General features: G+C 60.0%; 9 protein-coding genes and 3 pseudogenes. 3 read left to right on the forward strand and 9 right to left on the reverse strand.

Going from position 1 to position 16909, the window contains the following annotated elements:
• Positions 1 to 14 precede the first annotated feature (14 nt).
• From rpoN to LHFGNBLO_RS02430, 4 genes and pseudogenes are all read right to left on the reverse strand, one after another.
• Positions 15 to 1478, reverse strand: coding sequence for an RNA polymerase factor sigma-54 (gene rpoN / locus LHFGNBLO_RS02415; protein ID WP_258599934.1), 1464 nt, complete (start codon positions 1476 to 1478; stop codon positions 15 to 17).
• A 73-nt stretch (positions 1479 to 1551) separates the two neighbouring features.
• Entirely contained in the window at positions 1552 to 2085 is a 534-nt protein-coding gene (locus LHFGNBLO_RS02420; protein ID WP_258599935.1) for a peroxiredoxin, read from the reverse strand.
• A gap of 1536 nt (positions 2086 to 3621) precedes the next feature.
• Positions 3622 to 3792, reverse strand: coding sequence for a hypothetical protein (locus LHFGNBLO_RS02425; protein WP_258599937.1), 171 nt, complete (start codon positions 3790 to 3792; stop codon positions 3622 to 3624).
• 844 nt (positions 3793 to 4636) lie between these two features.
• Positions 4637 to 5960, reverse strand: a pseudogene (locus tag LHFGNBLO_RS02430) (IS1380 family transposase); the annotation flags it as partial.
• Positions 5961 to 6118: 158 nt separating this feature from the next.
• On the opposite strand from LHFGNBLO_RS02430, the gene LHFGNBLO_RS02435 reads away from it, so the two are divergent.
• Positions 6119 to 6871, forward strand: coding sequence for a carbonic anhydrase (locus LHFGNBLO_RS02435; protein WP_258581040.1), 753 nt, complete (start codon positions 6119 to 6121; stop codon positions 6869 to 6871).
• 900 nt (positions 6872 to 7771) lie between these two features.
• A complete protein-coding gene (locus LHFGNBLO_RS02440; protein ID WP_258599938.1) occupies positions 7772 to 9133 on the forward strand; it encodes a lysine N(6)-hydroxylase/L-ornithine N(5)-oxygenase family protein in 1362 nt (453 codons plus the stop codon).
• A gap of 146 nt (positions 9134 to 9279) precedes the next feature.
• On the opposite strand, the pseudogene LHFGNBLO_RS02445 reads toward LHFGNBLO_RS02440, so the two are convergent.
• From LHFGNBLO_RS02445 to LHFGNBLO_RS02455, 3 genes and pseudogenes are all read right to left on the reverse strand, one after another.
• A pseudogene (locus tag LHFGNBLO_RS02445) lies at positions 9280 to 10104 on the reverse strand (DPP IV N-terminal domain-containing protein); the annotation flags it as partial.
• A gap of 132 nt (positions 10105 to 10236) precedes the next feature.
• Entirely contained in the window at positions 10237 to 10932 is a 696-nt protein-coding gene (locus tag LHFGNBLO_RS02450; protein ID WP_258600536.1) for an OmpW/AlkL family protein, read from the reverse strand.
• A 191-nt stretch (positions 10933 to 11123) separates the two neighbouring features.
• Complete coding sequence (locus LHFGNBLO_RS02455; protein WP_258599940.1) at positions 11124 to 13214, reverse strand: prolyl oligopeptidase family serine peptidase; 2091 nt, start codon at positions 13212 to 13214, stop codon at positions 11124 to 11126.
• 487 nt (positions 13215 to 13701) lie between these two features.
• Between LHFGNBLO_RS02455 and LHFGNBLO_RS33585 the strand changes: the two genes are divergently transcribed.
• A complete protein-coding gene (locus tag LHFGNBLO_RS33585; protein ID WP_413774629.1) occupies positions 13702 to 14067 on the forward strand; it encodes a hypothetical protein in 366 nt (121 codons plus the stop codon).
• A gap of 562 nt (positions 14068 to 14629) precedes the next feature.
• Here LHFGNBLO_RS33585 and LHFGNBLO_RS02460 read toward each other — a convergent pair.
• Positions 14630 to 15619 (reverse strand): annotated as a pseudogene (locus LHFGNBLO_RS02460) (adenosine kinase); the annotation flags it as partial.
• A 106-nt stretch (positions 15620 to 15725) separates the two neighbouring features.
• Positions 15726 to 16901 carry a methionine adenosyltransferase gene (metK, locus tag LHFGNBLO_RS02465; protein WP_258599942.1) on the reverse strand — a complete coding sequence of 392 codons (1176 nt, stop codon included), beginning with the start codon at positions 16899 to 16901 and terminating at the stop codon, positions 15726 to 15728.
• Between the last annotated feature and the right edge of the window lie 8 nt (positions 16902 to 16909).

A 16909-nucleotide genomic window follows, 5' to 3' on the forward strand; every position in this document is an offset into this window, starting at 1 on the left:
TTTCGTCAGCGCTGCTAGGCCGCGGAGCCTTGATCGCCCTCTAGCCATAAGCGCTTTTCCCGTCGCCGTTGCACAGAGGAGGGGATGTTCATCGCTTCGCGATATTTTGTGACGGTGCGGCGTGCAACATCGATGCCGGTTTCCTTGAGCCGGGCAGCGATATCATCGTCGGAAAGCACGTCAGCAAGCGATTCTTCGGCGACTATCGCTTTGATCCGATGACGCACAGCTTCGGCGGAGTGCGCGTCGCCGCCTTCGCAGGAGGCGATCGCGACAGTGAAAAAGTACTTCAGCTCGAAAACACCGCGTGGGGTAAGCATGTACTTGTTGGATGTCACCCGGCTTACCGTCGACTCGTGCACGTTGATCGCTTCAGCGACAGTCCTGAGATTGAGAGGCTTCAGGTGGGAGACGCCATGTTCCAAAAAGGCCTCCTGCTGGCGCACGATTTCAGTCGCAACCTTAAGAATCGTGTTGGCGCGCTGATCGAGGCTGCGGATTAACCAGTTCGCGTTTTGCAAGCATTCGTGGAGAAATGCTTGATCTTTCGAATTTTGGACGGCCGCGCGCGAGACTTCGGCGAAGTAGGTATGGTTGATCAGCAGCTTGGGTAGCGTGTTCGGATCAAGTTCGATTTGCCACCCACCGCCAGGCGAGGGCATGACCCAGACTTCGGGCATGACGCATTCCGGCCCTCCGGTGTGGAACTGATTTCCAGGCTTGGGGTCGAGAGCACGGATTTCATGCAACATGTCTAGAAGGTCTTCTTCATCGACGCCGCAATGCTGCTTCAATGCCTGAAAATCGCGTCGCGCAAGCATCTCAAGGTTGGCAACCAACGCTGCCATCGCCGGGTCGAACCGGTCTCGCTGGCGCAACTGGATCTCAAGGCATTCGCTGAGCGTTCGCGCAAAAAGTCCTGGTGGATCAAAGTGCTGCAAGATTCCGAGCACCCGTTCCACATCGTCCGCCCGGACGTTTAGGCTGCTGGCCAGTTCCACAAGGCTTACCTGAAGATAGCCAGTATCTTCCAGGTGAGTGGCAAGCTGGCCAGCAATCAGCCTCTCCTGCGATGTGAACGCAGTGAGGGCGATCTGACGCGCGACGTGGTCGTGCAATGTTTCGGCGGAGACGGAAAAATTGTCGACTGCATTGCCCGCGCCCGGCGGGGCGTTGGCTGTGTTGCCGGTCGATTTCGATTGCATGAGCCTTTCCGGGGCCTCGGCACTGATCGGCTTGTCAAAGTCCTTTTCACGTACGCCGATGTCGGGAACCACTTCCGGAATCGACCAATCATCTCCAGACGGCCCTTCCTCGCTTGGTGCCAACTCCAAAAGCGGGTTCTTTGCGATTTCCTGCCCCACGTACTGATGCAGCTCGGTATGCGCCAGTTGCAGCAATCGGATCGACTCAATCAGTTGAGGCGACGCAATCATAGATTGCTTCTGACGTTGAAGCAGGCTTGCTGAGGATTGCATGGTGGGCGCGACTCCTGTCGAGCGTTGCTCTGGCGGTGGCCAATGGGATCTGCGAGGCTTTGACGCTGCTAGGTCATGCGGCAGCCTTGAGGGTTTCAAGAACGTTCTGCGGGGATGATACGCCATAGGGGTCGGCCTCGCAGTTGTCGGAGAAACCATCCTCCTCAAACCACTGCTCCACCACGCCATTGTTGATAAGGGCGGCGTAGCGCCAAGAGCGCATACCGAAGCCGAGATTGTCCTTGGCAACCAGCATGCCCATTTTGCGCGTAAACTCGCCCGATCCATCCGGGATGAGCCGTACCTTCTGCAGGCCCAAGGATTTCCCCCACGCATTCATGACGAAGGCATCGTTGACGGAAAGGCAGTAGATGGCTTCAATTCCCTCCTTCTCAAACTCGTCATAGAGGTCTTCGAATTTGGGCAGTTGGTAGGTCGAGCAGGTCGGCGTGAAGGCGCCAGGTAGCGAGAACAGGATGACGCGCTTGCTGGCAAAGTAGTCGTCGGATGTCTTTTCTTCCCAGCGATATGGATTGGGCCCCTGAACTGACTCATCGCGCACACGCGTGAGAAAGGTGACGAAGGGAACCCTCTTGTGGACGGTCATCAGCTTGCTCCTTTAAATGAAAACTTGTGCACGCCTTCTGGGCGTGCCGACATTTGTCGGCCTCGGCGCCCCAGGCACCAGATAAGGCCTTGCGGTTCCCGACCCGCTTCGATTCTCGTGGGATGGGAGCATCTTGGCTTCTGGTCTTCATCACCCGAACGACGTCGACATAGGTGATCTTGGTGGCTTCGGGCGGCGCCGACAGCCTTTTGCGGCGATCGCCTGAAGGGGACATCGACGACCCGCTGCTCGTCATCGAGGAAACAGGCGTGGTGATTAGAAGGGTCAGTTACGAAATAGGGCTGTGACGCGCCAACTGTTGGGTTGCGAGAGAGCCCCGATTTCGGAGTACCGAAGGTGGTTGGCAGTGACGCGCCGACGTCAGCTTGGGCATCCCTTTTTGGGAGTTCTTTGACACTCACACATTGATCAGGACCGGCCAGCAATTGGGGGAGCGCCATGAATTGGCGCGTCGGTCCCAGAACAGCCATGCGCAAGACAGCTACCGAGCACGGAGGTCTGGAAGAGATGATACTTCGATGTATAGCCGGAATGGGCATAGTTTCCTCAGGCGCTTGCATGCAGCTTCGCGTATAGGCCATGGTTCGTTCGTGGCTTTCATATGTGCTGGATGCCTTCTAGGGACTACATCGCAAGCGCCATGCCATTTGACTTGAAGCAGGGGTTCACTGCTTCGCAGGCAACCGTTCGGCGCGAGCAGGAGCGGGGCGCGCCTTTAGTCGTTTACTCGCCCCTCAGCAAAGGTACTGAGCTCGACCAGGTCACCGTATCAGCGTTCCCTGGATCGAAGTGGTATCGATCGGCTATGTCGTAAAGCTCGGAAATCCGCGGGCTCGCAAGACAGGCAGTTTGCGGTGGGCGTCCAATCACACCCCGAAGGTCGCACAACGGGCGCGTACTGTCAGGCGGTCACAACTTCCGCTCTGGCTCAGGTGGCTGCCGCGTTCGTTCAGGGCAGGTCGGTCCGTTTGCGCGACTGAGGTGGGGTGAGGTGAGGTATCTACCAGCAAACCATGTTGTGTCTGAGACTGGACGAGAATGTCGAAAGCCCGACGAAATCGTGACCTGGCCGGGCCGCTCGCACGGAGAAGTGGTGCAGCATCATCGGCGCAAGTCCGGCACGCAACTTGCTTCGATAATTCTGCCTGTCGGCCGCGCGTCGCGGAGGGCCCAAGCGGCTTGAATTCGCGACCGATCTCATCCGCGCTTGTGGCGGGTGGACTGCCTCCGCAACAGCCGCCTCCGGCGGGACTGTACAACCTACTGGTGACCGACTGTGTGATCAGCAGTGCGATCTCAATCCGGTGCATGAACACTGACCTCCGAGATAAACCAGATGGCGACCAGACCGGTTTCAGACCATGTTGGGTTCGAAGTAGCGATGGACCCCAACCTGTTTATGTCGCCAGGCATGCCACCGACGCGCAGAAACGCAGCTGGTCGCCAGCGTCCCTGCCCGCCGCCGCCCGTCGCCTTTTTTTGTTCGCCGTATAACACGCGCCATCGTCGGGGTGACTAGATCATCACTTCCTCTAAAGAGACCAGCGCGGGGTGCTGCAGAACACCGAAACCCATCTTCGCCTCCGCATCCGCCGGATCCTTGCTGCTCATCCGCCGCTGCCGCGGCATTGGTAAGCAGAAAGGCGAACGCGACATCAAGATATCCATCCCGTAAATGTGCGCCATCCAACCAATCGATTTTCCAAAGCTCCGCCGAGAAATATATGAAGGCGCTTGGTTTTGGTGGGCCGTATCACAAGTAGTATTGGGATAACAATGGGTATTCGGGTAGCTCAAGTTCCGAAACCCTCGGCAGCGAGGGTCACGACGTGCTCTTGGATTTTCAAGAGCAATGTCTGGAACGACGTTTAGTCGAGGCGATGACGCCACCTTGGCTTGCGAGGGCAAGGATCAATCGGTCGCGAACAAGGCTGGGACGCACTCTCCCGTGACAGCGGCCGCGACAAACCGCGTAGTTTCTGTGAGGAGAATGAGAAGTTCTACGATCCCGGCGAAAAGTCCCCTACGCTGGTGACGGCTGCCGTGGGCGCCATGTTCCAGTTCCACGATCGAATGTCGAAGCACTTTTGCCTCTGCCGCCGCGAATGGCGAGAACAATTCGCAAGATTGTACGCAACCCTAGATGGGGTACCGCCGCGAGTCATTGGTGTGCCACCAAGTTCAGGTCTGCTCAATGTCAATCTGTAATCGGTTAGCCTAAATCAGCGCGGTTGCGGGGTCGAAGCCGCCAGTCTGCTTCATGGACGGAAGCCAAGGCTTGCGCCAGGCGTCGCCCCGCACTTGACCACATGCGTCGCCCTATTGGCGATCAGGGGCCTGCTAGCCGCCTTAATGCACGGCGATAAGCTTTTGACGGCCTGAAGCGACGCTGTGGTCGCCGTTGCGGTGCTTTTCCACGCGCCTCGTCAGGCGCCGGAATTGCTCCGTCGTGATGGCAGGCGGGGGTTTGCAGGTTGCGGTCGACGGGTTCGTTTCGGGGCGTCTGCGCCCCATCGTTATGTCGCGAGTTGGGGATGCGATCGAGGACGATGCGCAGAATACGCTGGTCGGGGCAGGATGTCGGCAGGTGCAGGCGGATTTGCGTTTTCATCTCGACCACCCGCGCGGCGATTTTGATGAGGCGCAATCGCAGCGTGTCGAATTGGGCGACGGCAAAGCTCGAGCGTTTCGGCATCGCAGCGCGCAGCCCCACATCAGCCAGTAGGCGCCGGCATGCAGGAAGAGCCGGAACTGGTTGGCCGTCGCTCTTGTGCAGGATGTGCGGTCGGCGGCAAGATGCGTCTTCCAGGACTTGATGTGGTTCTCGGCCGCGCCGCGCCGGCAGTAGAGGTCCTCGTAGAGCGTCTTGGCCTTGCCACTGGCCAGATTGGTGACGATGAAGCGGGTGTCGGCTCCTTTGGCGCCGACCTCGACCCGCGCGATGATGCGCTCGACGCGGCTCCAACTAGCGGCGCCGTCAACGAACTCCTTGAACCTGCGGACCTTGCCTGTCTTGGCCGACGCTTCGAAGCGCGCCGTCGTGCTGGCCTCCAGATCCGCGACATGCTTGCGCAGGGTCGTGGTCGGCGCGAGGCCAAAGATGAAGTCGACGTCGTTGGCGCGGCACCAGTCGATGACCTGCGGGCTGCAATAATGGCTATCGCCGCGGAGCAGGATTCGAATGTTCGGCCAGTTGATCCGGATCGCCCGCACCAGACGGCGCAGGTGGGGGCGGATCTCAGCCCCGCTCGGCCGCCTGGCCGGTCGCAGGATCGCGCTGACGAACCGGCCCGCACCGTCGAACACTACGATCGGCTGGAAGCCGTATTGTCGTAATGCGCGTTGAACAGGCGAAGCTGTTGGCCTCCGTGCACAGCGTCAAACGTGTCGTCGATGTCGAGCACGATCCGCTTCGGCACCTGCCGGAAGGAGGCGCAATAGAGATCGACCATCGCCCGCCCCATGGCGACCAGCTCCCGCACGCCGGGCAGGTTCTCCAGCCGGCACAGCGTCGATTGTGAGGCCAGATCCCGACCCGACGGCAGCGCATCCTGGGCCATCTTGAAGACCGGATCGCGGCGCAGCCGGTTGGCGTCGTTGCCGTCCTCGTAGCCGGCGGCAATCATCTTCATGCGAAAGCCGATCATGTCCGCCAGGCTGTGGACGACCTGGTCCGGGCAGCGCGGATCGTCGATGCAACGCGCCAGACGCTCGGCCACCCGCAACCGCTTTTCCACCTCGGCCAAAGCCAGAACGCCGCTGTTGGACGACAGCATGCCGCCGTCGAAACGGGCGACGACGGACTTGCCGCCGACTGATGACAAACCGCTCAGCGGCAGCGTAAGATCGTTCATGGTGGGTGTGGTCTCCGGGAAATGGTTCGGATCGGCTTAAGCAACCAAATCCTAAGTCATTTCAACGGCTTGCGCCACATCCACCAACCCCCATGAATTTTTCAGGCTAGGACAGCCGCAATCGGAAACATCAGTTCGCATTAAGGAGCAAAAACAATATGCATCGTCGTAATCTGATTAAAGGGTTCGTCGCCCTCGGCGCATGCCCGGTTTGCGTTCAAGCCGCGCATGCGGCCAGCACTCATTGGGGATATACAGGCCCGGACGGACCGGAGCACTGGGCCGATTTGGACAAGAAAAATTTCGCCTGCTCGGCAGGCACGCAGCAATCACCGATCAATATCAAGAGCGCAGTCAAGGCCGAGATTCCACATATCGCCATCGGTTGGGGAAAAGGCGGCGGCAAGATGGTGAACAACGGCCACACCATCCAAATCAATATGCCGGAAGGCAGCACGCTGACTCGCGGGGATCGTGTCTACGAACTGGTACAGTTCCATTTTCATGCGCCGAGCGAACACCAGATGGCGGGCAAGACCTTCCCGATGGAAGCGCATTTCGTTCATAAGGACACACAGAGCGGTGGTCTGGGTGTGCTGGGCGTCTTTTTGAGGCCGGGCGCGACAAATGTCAGCTTTGCCGGCCTTGCCGCGGCCTTTCCCGGAAAGTCAGGCGAGGAGATCGCGGTCGACGAGGTCGATCCCAACGGGCTCCTGCCGGCGTCGCTTGGCTACTGGACCTACGAGGGGTCATTGACGACACCGCCATGCACCGAAAACGTCGAGTGGATGGTGGCAATGGAGCCGGTCGACGTCGACCCCGCAGACATCGAGCGATTTACCTCACTCTACCCGTTGAACGCGCGGCCTATCCATTCACCTAATCGGCGCTTCATTCTAGGCCTCGGTTGAGTCGGCTCTGTTGCGGTTCCATCCAGCAAAGCTCAGCAAATGGCACGAGCTTTGAAACTTAAGTGCGAGTCGGCGAGAGCTGCCGACCCGCATCACTTCCAACCAGGAGAACGGCCTTGCCCTTTGGAACTTTTATCGCGTCTGACGCGTCACTGGTCCTATGCAGTAAAGCTCTAATTGTCTCGTCCAGCATTCCATCCGCAACAGTCTGCACAACGCTGCGGTTTCGGGCGGCGCATATTCAGCTGGTCGTTTACCCACCCTTTCACCGTTCACGATTATGACCGCACCCTCAAACTGGCAGGCTTCAATAGTCGCTTTCTCGATTGACCGGATATCGTGAACGTGAGGCAAAATCACTTTTGCTGTGAGATCGGCCTGGCGGGCAACACTAATGATCTGCTTATCGGGGAATCGTTCTCTAAACATTTTGGCCGTTGCAACTTGGTCTGAGTCTGCCGTGAGCAGATACCCGACCCGATCACGAACCTGCTGCCCGTTGGTTTGACATAATTTCCTTCTGGCACGTTCGATGCAGGGGACATTCAGAACGCCCCAGCGGATGTCCTCCTATGATCAGCCTCATCGAAAAATACTGTCGCTGCATTCAACACCGCAGCCTTGACGGTCACCAAGCCGGTCGAAGGTCGGCGCATCATGGCCAAGGCGGGCGACTGCGCCGATTAGATACGGGAGGCTTGGAAGCATGTCGCTGACGGCGACGTGGCGGACATACGACAATCCGCCCAAGCGCGACATGTCGCCGGCATGAGTTGTTGATCTTATCACTGGGCTGGATCCACGGGCTTCACACCCGACAACACGAACGCGAGGACAAACTGCTGCAAATCCAGCGGCACCAAGGTCGAGAATCCCTGCTGGAGGGTAAGCCCAACAGCTATGGCCGATACTTGCCGCGAACATCCCTTATTGGGAAACGCTATAGGAGCAAGACAAGTGGAGCACTCTTGCATTGGGGTCGGTGCTGGCCCGTCTAATTTGAGCCTTGCGTGTCAGTTACACGAGGAAATCGGGCAAGGGGCACTGTTCCTGGATCGGCAAGTCGACTTCCGCTGGCATCCAGGCAGCGCATTCGATTCCTCGGAGCTCCAGGTCAGCCACTTCAAGGATCTGGTCACGCTGGTGAATCCGCGATCGGCCTACACTTTCGTAAACTACCTGCACGAGAACGGGCGTCTGTACCACTTCCTGAACGCACAGTTCGAGGCCGTGCTCAGAGCTGAGTTCGAGCAGTACCTGAACTGGGCTTTCCAAAAAAATCCGCTTGTCCGCGGCGGAAAGACGGTGCGCGAAATCCGCTTTGACGGCGAGTTTCGGGTGCGGACGGACGACGCGGTTCTTGGCGCCAGAAACGTGGTGGTCGGCATTGGCAAGCAGGCGCAAATTCCGCCTCAGTTTCAGGGCTGGACTGGGGCCAACCTGTTCCACTCATCTGATGTACTGCACATCCATCCAGAAGTGCGGAAAAAGGATGTCTGCGTGGTTGGCGGGGGACAGTCGGGAGCCGAGGTGCTGTTGCATCTTGTCAGCCGGCCGAACGAACAGCGGCCTGCCTCGATCACTTGGGTCTCACAGCGCGAAAACTACCTGCCCATCGACAACAGCCCGTTCACAAACGAGTTGTTCATGCCCTGCTTTTCGGATCGTTTCGCGGCGATGAGCGAGTCGCAGCGGAAGCTCTTCCTTCGGCGTTTTGTGCTTGCCTCGGACGGCATTTCGGAAAGCACGCTGCGCGCTGTGTATCAGGCGCTGTACCGCCACGAATTTCTCGAGCCAAACCGATGCGAAATCACACTGCGGCCGGGTTGCAACGTCTCGCGCTGCATCAACGCCGGCGCGGGTCACAGGCTGACCCTGCAGCGCGGCATTGACGATATCGAAGAAGTCACGGCCGACATCGTCATCCTGGCCACCGGTTACGAGAACGCGGTGCCAGGCTTCTTGGAACCGATCGCGGACCGGCTGGAACAGATCGACAAAGAGATGGTTATTGGCGAGGACTTTTCGGTGTCCTGGGACGGACCGCGTGACAGACGCATCTTCGTACAGAACGCGAACCTCGGGCAGCGCGGGCTGGCCGATCCGAATCTTAGGCTGCTGGCCTGGCGCGCACGTCGCATCCTCAACAGCCTTCTTGGGCGCTCGCCATACGCGAACCCCGAGCATCCTGGATTCATCAGTCGTACCTCCCTTGAGAGCTGGTGCGACACCGCAGGCGAAGAAATGGGCAGCGGGATATGACTCGTCGACTCTTGGTCATTGGCGGTGGCATCCAAGGAATGATGTCCGCCGCGGTTGCGGCCAAGTTCGGCGCCTGCTCAAAAATGACCGTGACGGAACGAGGCCTTGGACCCATCTGCGCATCGCACTGTTCCGGGAGGGTGTATTTCTCGCGGGTTCAACCCGCTCGCCTCGAACCGGATCTGGCGCCTGACCGAATCGACATGGTTTACCCCCCGGACCACGTACTCACCTCGGGTGATCTGGCTCTTGAGCGCGCCCGTCCGTCCGTCGAACAGGTACAGGTGCTCGTGCCCGTCGCGCTCGGACACCCAGATGATCTCCTTCCCGTCATCGACATCGTGACGAAAGGTTTTTCCGGTACCTTCCTGACCCCGCCGCCAGCGGCCGGTAATCGACGGAGGTCTCACTGGTTTCATCGATCAGGCAGCGCGCGCGGCAGTGGCGGCGTCTACCTCGACGAGCCTATAGAGCTGATGCCCGCGCTGGTTATATTCGAAAGTGAAGCCGCGCCTTCCTCCCACCATTGGAGAGAGGAAACTTCGAAAGGGTTCGAGAACAGGGCGTTGTCAATCGCGACCTAGCGCTGGCTGGCAATGTCGAACAGGTCCAGCTGGGGCAGCGGAAGGACATGCCCGGCTTGGGATAGACCATCGTTGAATATTCGCGCTGCAACTGGTCCGTCGACGAATTGAGGTAGGGGATCTCCCGCTTGTAGCCGGGGCGAACGCGGTAAGCCGCGAGGTGGCGCGAGTCCGGCGACCAGCTCAGTGTCGAAAAGACGTAGTAATTGCCCTCGGATCCGTCCCGGCTCAGCGCAACATCCTGCAATCGATAGAGGCGATCCATTTGCCGTCCGGCGAGACGCTCCTCTGGTCGGGGTTATTCTCAGCCGGTGGCGTGTAGTCATGGCTGAGCTGCGTGTCCGGGGCCTCCACATCCCATGTTGTGCTGGTGCAGGCATAGGTCGCATATCCGACAGCTCGGACAACCTGGGGGGACGGTTGGTTGACAAAAGTGGACCGGCGGGCCGACGGCAAAAGGGCGCACGAGGCGCCCTTAATGTCAGATCGGCTGTCGGAGAGCCACCTTCGCCTTCCGTATCAGAAGCGGTAAGTGACACCTGCGCCTATCAACCATGGATCGAGCTCGGCCTTGCCCGTCAGTTTCGCCCCGGCCACGGTGACGTCGAAGTCTGGCTTCAGGAAAAGCTTCTTCACGTCGAAGTTGACGCCCCAGTGTTGATCCACCATGTAGTCGAACCCGACCTGCAGCGCGGTGCCGAACGTGTTCTTAACCTTGAGAGCATCGGCGCTGCCGGCATGCTGGTTATAGAAGATCGTGTAGTTCACGCCGGCACCGACATAGGGCTTGAAGGCGCCGAAATCGGTAAAATGATACTGCACTGTGAGCGTAGGCGGCAGCAGCCAAACCTTGCCGATGTTGCCCAGCCCGCCGAGCGTTCCTTGGCCGTCGATGTTGGCATAGGTGGTGCCGAGTATGAGTTCGGCGGCGATGTTGTCCGTGAAGAAATACGAGATATCGAGTTCCGGGATCACGGTGTCCGAATAGGAAAGACCGGAGCCGGGCACTCCGTTGACGTAGCCCGAATCCTCAGTGATGACCCCCAATCCACGCAGGCGGATCTGCCAAGGGCTTGGCGCTTCCGTGACCGAGACCCCTGCCTGCGGGACGCTTGCGGCTACCGGAGGCTCCGCCGCGACGGCCTGCTGTCCCACCATCATCAGGACGACGGCCGCTGTTACTCCCCGCGCCACGCCCATTCGCTTTCTCGCCATGATATTCTCTCCTTTATCTTCAGAAATGATGAACTGCACTACTAAGAATCTCCTCTGGTGAATGTATATTGAAACAACCTCTAATGCTAACTTGCACGAGACTGTGCCGACATTACTCGCGCCTTCGCACAATCACCGATCTGTGCTCACTTTTGTTTGACACGTTGTCATTGTTCGGGTTGCGCGCCCACCTATCGAACGCCATCGCCGTGCCAGCCGATGGCACTGCGAAGGAAATTGTTGCCCAGGGCAATGAATGCGGCCCGCTCCCGGTTGTCCTTGCCGTGGCTGTGCCCACCCGCGCTGGGCTCGTAGAAGTAGGCGGGATAGCCAAGAGCCTGCAGCTTTGCGGCCATCTTACGCGCGTGGCCCGGGTGGACGCGGTCGTCCCGCTTCGTGGTGGCGAGCAGGATCGGCGGATAGGGCTGCCCTGGCGCCGCGGCGTGATAGGCGGAGATTTCCTTTAGGAAAGTCCAATCGGCCGGCTTGTCGGGATCGCCATATTCGTCAATCCCGCTTGCGCCCAAAAGCCTGGTGTAGCGGCGCATGTCGATAAGCGGGACTGTGCAGAACAGCGCGCCGAAACGCTCAGGATAGCGGGTAAGCATATTGGCGATCAGCAGGCCGCCATTTGAGCCGCCCTCGGCGGCAATCCGCCTCGGCAGCGTAATGCCCCTTCGCACGAGGTCGGCCGCAACGGCGGCGAAATCGTCATGGGCGAGACGCTTGCCCTGTCTGCGCCCGGCGTCGTGCCAACGGGTGCCGAACTCGCCGCCCCCACGGATGTTCGCCACCACGCACGTGCCGCCGCGTTCGAGCCACAGCTTGCCCAGCGCGGAGTTGTAGGAGGGCAGGAGCGATATGCCGAACCCGCCATAGGCAGTGAGATGAACCGGGGCATCGCCTTTCCCGTCCGCCGGACCGACCTGCGTATAGGGAATCATCTCACCATCGATCGAGACTGCCTCGTGGCGCGTGACCGTCAGTCGGGATGCGTCGAAATTCTCCGGGTTGAGCTTCAGGATCACTGGCTTACCGAGAGGCGGCGCGGCATTGAGGTCAAATAGGAGAAGCTGCGGCGGCGTGATCGGGTCCTGAGCCGAAACGAGGATCTCTCCATTGGTCTCGTGATCTTCCGCATCGAGGGACCACAGGTGGACAGTCCCTTCGGCGGGCACGGTGTCCAGGGCTCGACGCGTCCATTCCTGCCGGCCCGGAGTGAACGCCTCGAAACGCGGAACGAGGTTCGCCAGATAGGAGATGATGAGCTTCCCGTCGTTCCAGAAAAATGACTGCAGAGAGCGCCTGTCGCCAGGTTCGAACAGGGTGACAAAGCCGCGCTCGCCGGCGATGAATGAGGAAAGCGAGATGCCGATCAGTACGTCGGGGGCATAGGTCGTCCCTCCCACCGTCCAGGGTTTGCCCGGCTTTACCGCCAGCCAATCGCCGAAGACACCCCACCAGGCGTCCCGAGGAAAGTCGATTTCAATCTTCGGCCCGCTCTTGTCGCCGGTTCGGACTATCTGCTCGAAGAAGCCAGTATTCTCGATGAACCAAAGGCGCTCGCTCTCGGCGGTGCGGTCCACATGACCAGACACGCCTAGGGATTCGGAACAGCCGGTCTCGAAGATTGCCGGCGCGGTGAGGGGATCCGCGCCACGCTTCCACAACCGCACGGTACGCGCGAAGCCGGAGCGGGTGACCATGCCATCACCAAGCGCACTGGAAAGCAGAAGCGTGTCAGGGTCGAGCCAATCAATGAAGCCCTTGGCCTCCGGGAGATTGAAACCGTCAGCGACAATGCTCCGAGACCTCAGGTCGAATTCGCGATGTACGACCGCGTCGCTGCCGCCGCGCGACAGGCGCAGAACGGCCTTTTCGCGTCTCTGCGGCTCGATCGACGCGCCGCCCCAGATCCAGTCCTTTCCGTCGCTAGCCGCGAGGGCATCCAGATCGAGCAGTAGCTCCCACTGGGGATCCGCCTTCATGTAGGCGGCAAGGGTGGTCCGGCGCCACAATCCGCGCGGATTTCCGGCATCTCGCCAGAAATTGTAGAGGTACTGACCGCGGCGCGTAATCGCGGGAATCCTGTCGAAACGGTCGAAAATCATCGTCAGAGCCGCGCGGTCGCGCTCGAACCGCGCTCCCCCGCAGTGCTTCAGCGTCCTTGCCGACTGGCTGGCGGTCCAGTCAAGGGCCCGTTCGCCTTCCACATCTTCGAGCCAAAGGTAGGGATCGTCGTCGGGATCATTCAGCGTTGGACGGAAATCGAATGCGGTCATGTCCGCACAACCCAGGAAAGAAAAGCGCAATGGCTTCCGTCGGCTTGGGAAAGCTCAGTGTTTGCGGGGGCGACCGCATGTTCGAAAAGGGTGATCATGGGATGAGGTCTTCTCAGTCGGTGCGGCGCGGCAGTGCGATTGCGGATAGGACCGCATGTGTCGTGCCAACTGAGAAAATCGTTTCAGAACAAGCGATCACGCTGATAGCGTTGAGTCTCATGTCCGACATCGTCGGAAATCCGACAACGAGTGGGTAACGCCTGATCGGTCTCCTGCGCGAGCTCGTTGGGCATTGCGGAAGACTCAAGCAGTAAGGCTCATCGTCAACTGCATTGCCCACGCCGTCATCCCCGCCGGCATGGCTGGTGGACCGCTGACACCGCCAGCGTACCATCCAGAACTCCAGCACGATCGCCTGGCGCGGCTCGTCGGCTGCCGCTCCTGTCTCAAACCTTGATTATGAGCTACCTATGCTCTACGCTGCCCTATTCAGCCGCACGGCGATCCAGGTTTGGCGCCGGAGATCGTCGCGAGTTCATTGAGCCCGATCCGCTTGCCATTACCTTTGATCCGGCAATCGGGTCATGCTGGTTCCGGACAACCACACCTTGATCAAGCCATCGCTTTGTCCGGGCAGTATATCGGCACGGCCGTCATGCGCGTCCCTGCCACGCGGTATTCGGATGGGGTAGGTGCTTCCTTGGAGCTGAAGCCCGACCTGGCGGACGCCTGCGCCAACATCCGTATGGCATGGAGCTTTCGGCAAGGCTACGGCATCAATACAGATGGTACGGCAATACGATCGATGAGGCCTCGACGGGAAAAGGCGGCGGAGGGAGCAACGAGGCGATGATAGGCAGCCGTTGCGGTCGACATGCGCGACGAATTCTTGAAGGGGGCGCCGAGATCTGTCTCGTACGATCCGCTTATGAGGGAGTCATGCGCAGCACTTGCCCATTTGAGACCCGCGGCCGAGAAGGCGCAAAGGGCTAAGGCGGGCTAGCTGAAGGGCGTAGCGCCGAGACGCAGCTATCTCGCGAACTGCCCTGTGTCGGTCCTAACTATTCAAAAAGGAAGAACAGGTCGACCGCGAGGGATCGGTGCGCGATTTCTGTGGGTGTTTTAAACCGCCCGGCCAGAATCTGGCACGGTGGTGCCAAAGGAGAACTGAAGCACGGCTCCGGCGCCAAGGTTTCGCGTTGCCCAGCAGCAACTCTCTGCCTAAATCCGATTGAGACGAGGCTTGGCTCTGCCGCCGCGAAGACACGATGGAACCCAGATATTATCCCTCTGCTGATCTGGACGCAGACGGAAAGCCGCCGCCTATCGGGGATCGCGGGGTTTCAATTTACCCGCGGTCCCTGGACAGCCTTCTCAACGGGAAGGCGAGAGCCAGCGATTGGAACGTGCGGATGGACGAGTCCCGCCTGCTCGGCCTCGCGGCGCAGGTTCTGGCGCGGGCGCGGGCCGATCTGCTGGATCACCAATCCGGCCGCCAGTGAGCCAAGATCGCCGCAGGTCTTGAGGTCGCGGCCTTGCGTGTAGCCATGCAGGAAACCGGCGGCATAGAGGTCGCCGGCGCCTGTCGTGTCGACCAGTTCCTTGATCGCCGTCGCCTGGATGACCACGGTCTCGTCGCCGCGCACGATGACCGAGCCCTTTTCCGAGCGGGTGACGGCGGCGATCGTGCAATCCTTGCGGATCTGCGCCAGCGCCTCGTCGAACGACGATGTCTGGTAGAGCGACTTGATCTCGTGGCTGTTGGCAAAAACGATATCGACGGTGCCCGAACGCATCAGGTCGAGGAACTCGTCGCGGTAGCGGTCGACGCAGAACGAATCCGAAAGCGTCATCGACACCTCGCGGCCCGCTGCGTGCGCCAGCTTCGCTGTCTGCCGGATCGCTTCCTTGGCACGCGGAGGATCCCACAGATAGCCCTCGAAATAGGTGACCTTGGCGCCGGAAGCCTTGTCGGCCTCGACATCTTCCGGCCCTAGCTCGACGCAGGCGCCGAGATAGGTGTTCATAGAGCGTTCGCCGTCGGGGGTGACGAAGATCATCGAGCGCGCCGTCGGCGGCAGGCCCTTGAGCGGCCTGGTGTCGAAGGCGACGCCCTGGGCATGGATGTCGTGGATATAGATTTCGCCGAGCGGATCATTCGACACCTTGCCGAAGAAGGCGGCGCGACCGCCGAAGCTGGCGACACCCGCCGCCGTGTTGCCGGCGCTGCCGCCGGAGGCCTCGATCGCCGGCCCCATGCGGCTGTAGAGCAATTCGGCGCGCTGGGTGTCGATGAGGTTCATCGCGCCCTTGATGATGCCGTTGGTCTCGAGGAATTCCTCGTCGCACTGGGCGATGATGTCGACAATGGCATTGCCGATGCAAAGCACGTCATATTCCGGCATCAAAGTCTCCGCTCAACGGTCCGCTGGCCTTCTGCCATGCCGGCCGGGCGCGGGTCTCGGGAGTTGGAATGGGTTGCCGCATGTAGCTGGATCCAACATCGGCGCCTCACGCAGCTGCCGGTCCTGCCTCACGCAGCAAGTCGTCAGCTCTGTCCGTCTTCTCCCATGTGAACTCAGGCTCTTCACGGCCGAAGTGTCCGTATGTCGCGGTCTTGCGGTAAATCGGGCGCAAGAGATCAAGCATCTTGATGATGCCTTTCGGTCGGAGATCGAAAAGATCGAGAATAAGGTGCTCGATCTTTTTTTCCTCGATCTTTGCGGTCCCGAAAGTGTTGACGAGGATAGACACCGGGGCAGCCACGCCGATTGCGTAGGCAAGCTGAACCTCGCAGACCTCCGCAAGGCCGCTGGCAACGACATTCTTTGCGACGTACCGCGCGGCATAGGCGGCCGAGCGGTCAACCTTGGATGGGTCCTTGCCCGAGAAGGCGCCGCCGCCGTGACGACCCATCCCACCGTAGGAATCGACGATGATCTTGCGTCCGGTGAGCCCGCAGTCGCCGCGTGGCCCACCGACCACGAACCGGCCGGTTGGATTGACCAGGAACCTGATCCCCGTCGTGTCCAAGTTGGGAGGCAGGACCGGCTTTATGATCTCCTCGATGACGCCTTCGCGGACCGTTTCTTGTGAGACTTCCTCCGCATGCTGCGTCGACAGGACTATGGTATCCAGCGCCACCGGGCGCAAACCTTCATAGCGGACGGACACTTGAGATTTTACGTCCGGGCGCAGCCAGCCAAGCTGTCCCGCCTTCCGCACCTCCGCCTGCCTTTTCGTCAGACTGTGGGCGAGTTGGATCGGCAAAGGCATGAGTGTATCGGTCTCGCTGCATGCGAAGCCAAACATGAGGCCTTGGTCCCCCGCTCCCTGGTCGAGATCCTGCCCTCGTCCCTCGTCAACGCCCTGGCTAATGTCGGGCGACTGCTCGGTGAGAGCCAGAACGACGGCGCAACGGCGACCATCAAAGCCGATGGCATCGTCATCGTATCCAATATCGAGTATCGTCTCGCGGGCAACTTGGCTGTAATCGACCTGCGCATCGCTAGTGATCTCGCCAGCCAGAACGACCATCCCTGTTTTCACCAACGCTTCGCACGCGACGCGCGCCTTCGGATCGGTGCGGAGGATCGCATCCAGGATGGCATCCGAGATGTTGTCGGCCATCTTATCCGGGTGTCCCGCGCCGACGGATTCGGAAGAGAATACGAACTGCCTAGTCATTGAATGTC

The organism is Mesorhizobium sp. AR10, assembly GCF_024746795.1.
In the GTDB taxonomy this organism is placed as follows: Bacteria; Pseudomonadota; Alphaproteobacteria; order Rhizobiales; family Rhizobiaceae; genus Mesorhizobium.

Bases quoted from the DNA above. Each gene is read 5' to 3' on its own strand.
- LHFGNBLO_RS02450 (WP_258600536.1), bottom strand. From the start codon at position 10,932: ATGGCGAGAAAGCGAATGGGCGTGGCGCGGGGAGTAACAGCGGCCGTC.
- rpoN (WP_258599934.1), bottom strand. From the start codon at position 1,478: ATGCAATCCTCAGCAAGCCTGCTTCAACGTCAGAAGCAATCTATGATT.
- LHFGNBLO_RS02425 (WP_258599937.1), bottom strand. From the start codon at position 3,792: ATGGCGCACATTTACGGGATGGATATCTTGATGTCGCGTTCGCCTTTC.
- metK (WP_258599942.1), bottom strand. From the start codon at position 16,901: ATGACTAGGCAGTTCGTATTCTCTTCCGAATCCGTCGGCGCGGGACAC.
- LHFGNBLO_RS02455 (WP_258599940.1), bottom strand. From the start codon at position 13,214: ATGACCGCATTCGATTTCCGTCCAACGCTGAATGATCCCGACGACGAT.
- LHFGNBLO_RS02440 (WP_258599938.1), top strand. From the start codon at position 7,772: ATGGCCGATACTTGCCGCGAACATCCCTTATTGGGAAACGCTATAGGA.
- LHFGNBLO_RS02435 (WP_258581040.1), top strand. From the start codon at position 6,119: ATGCATCGTCGTAATCTGATTAAAGGGTTCGTCGCCCTCGGCGCATGC.
- LHFGNBLO_RS02420 (WP_258599935.1), bottom strand. From the start codon at position 2,085: ATGACCGTCCACAAGAGGGTTCCCTTCGTCACCTTTCTCACGCGTGTG.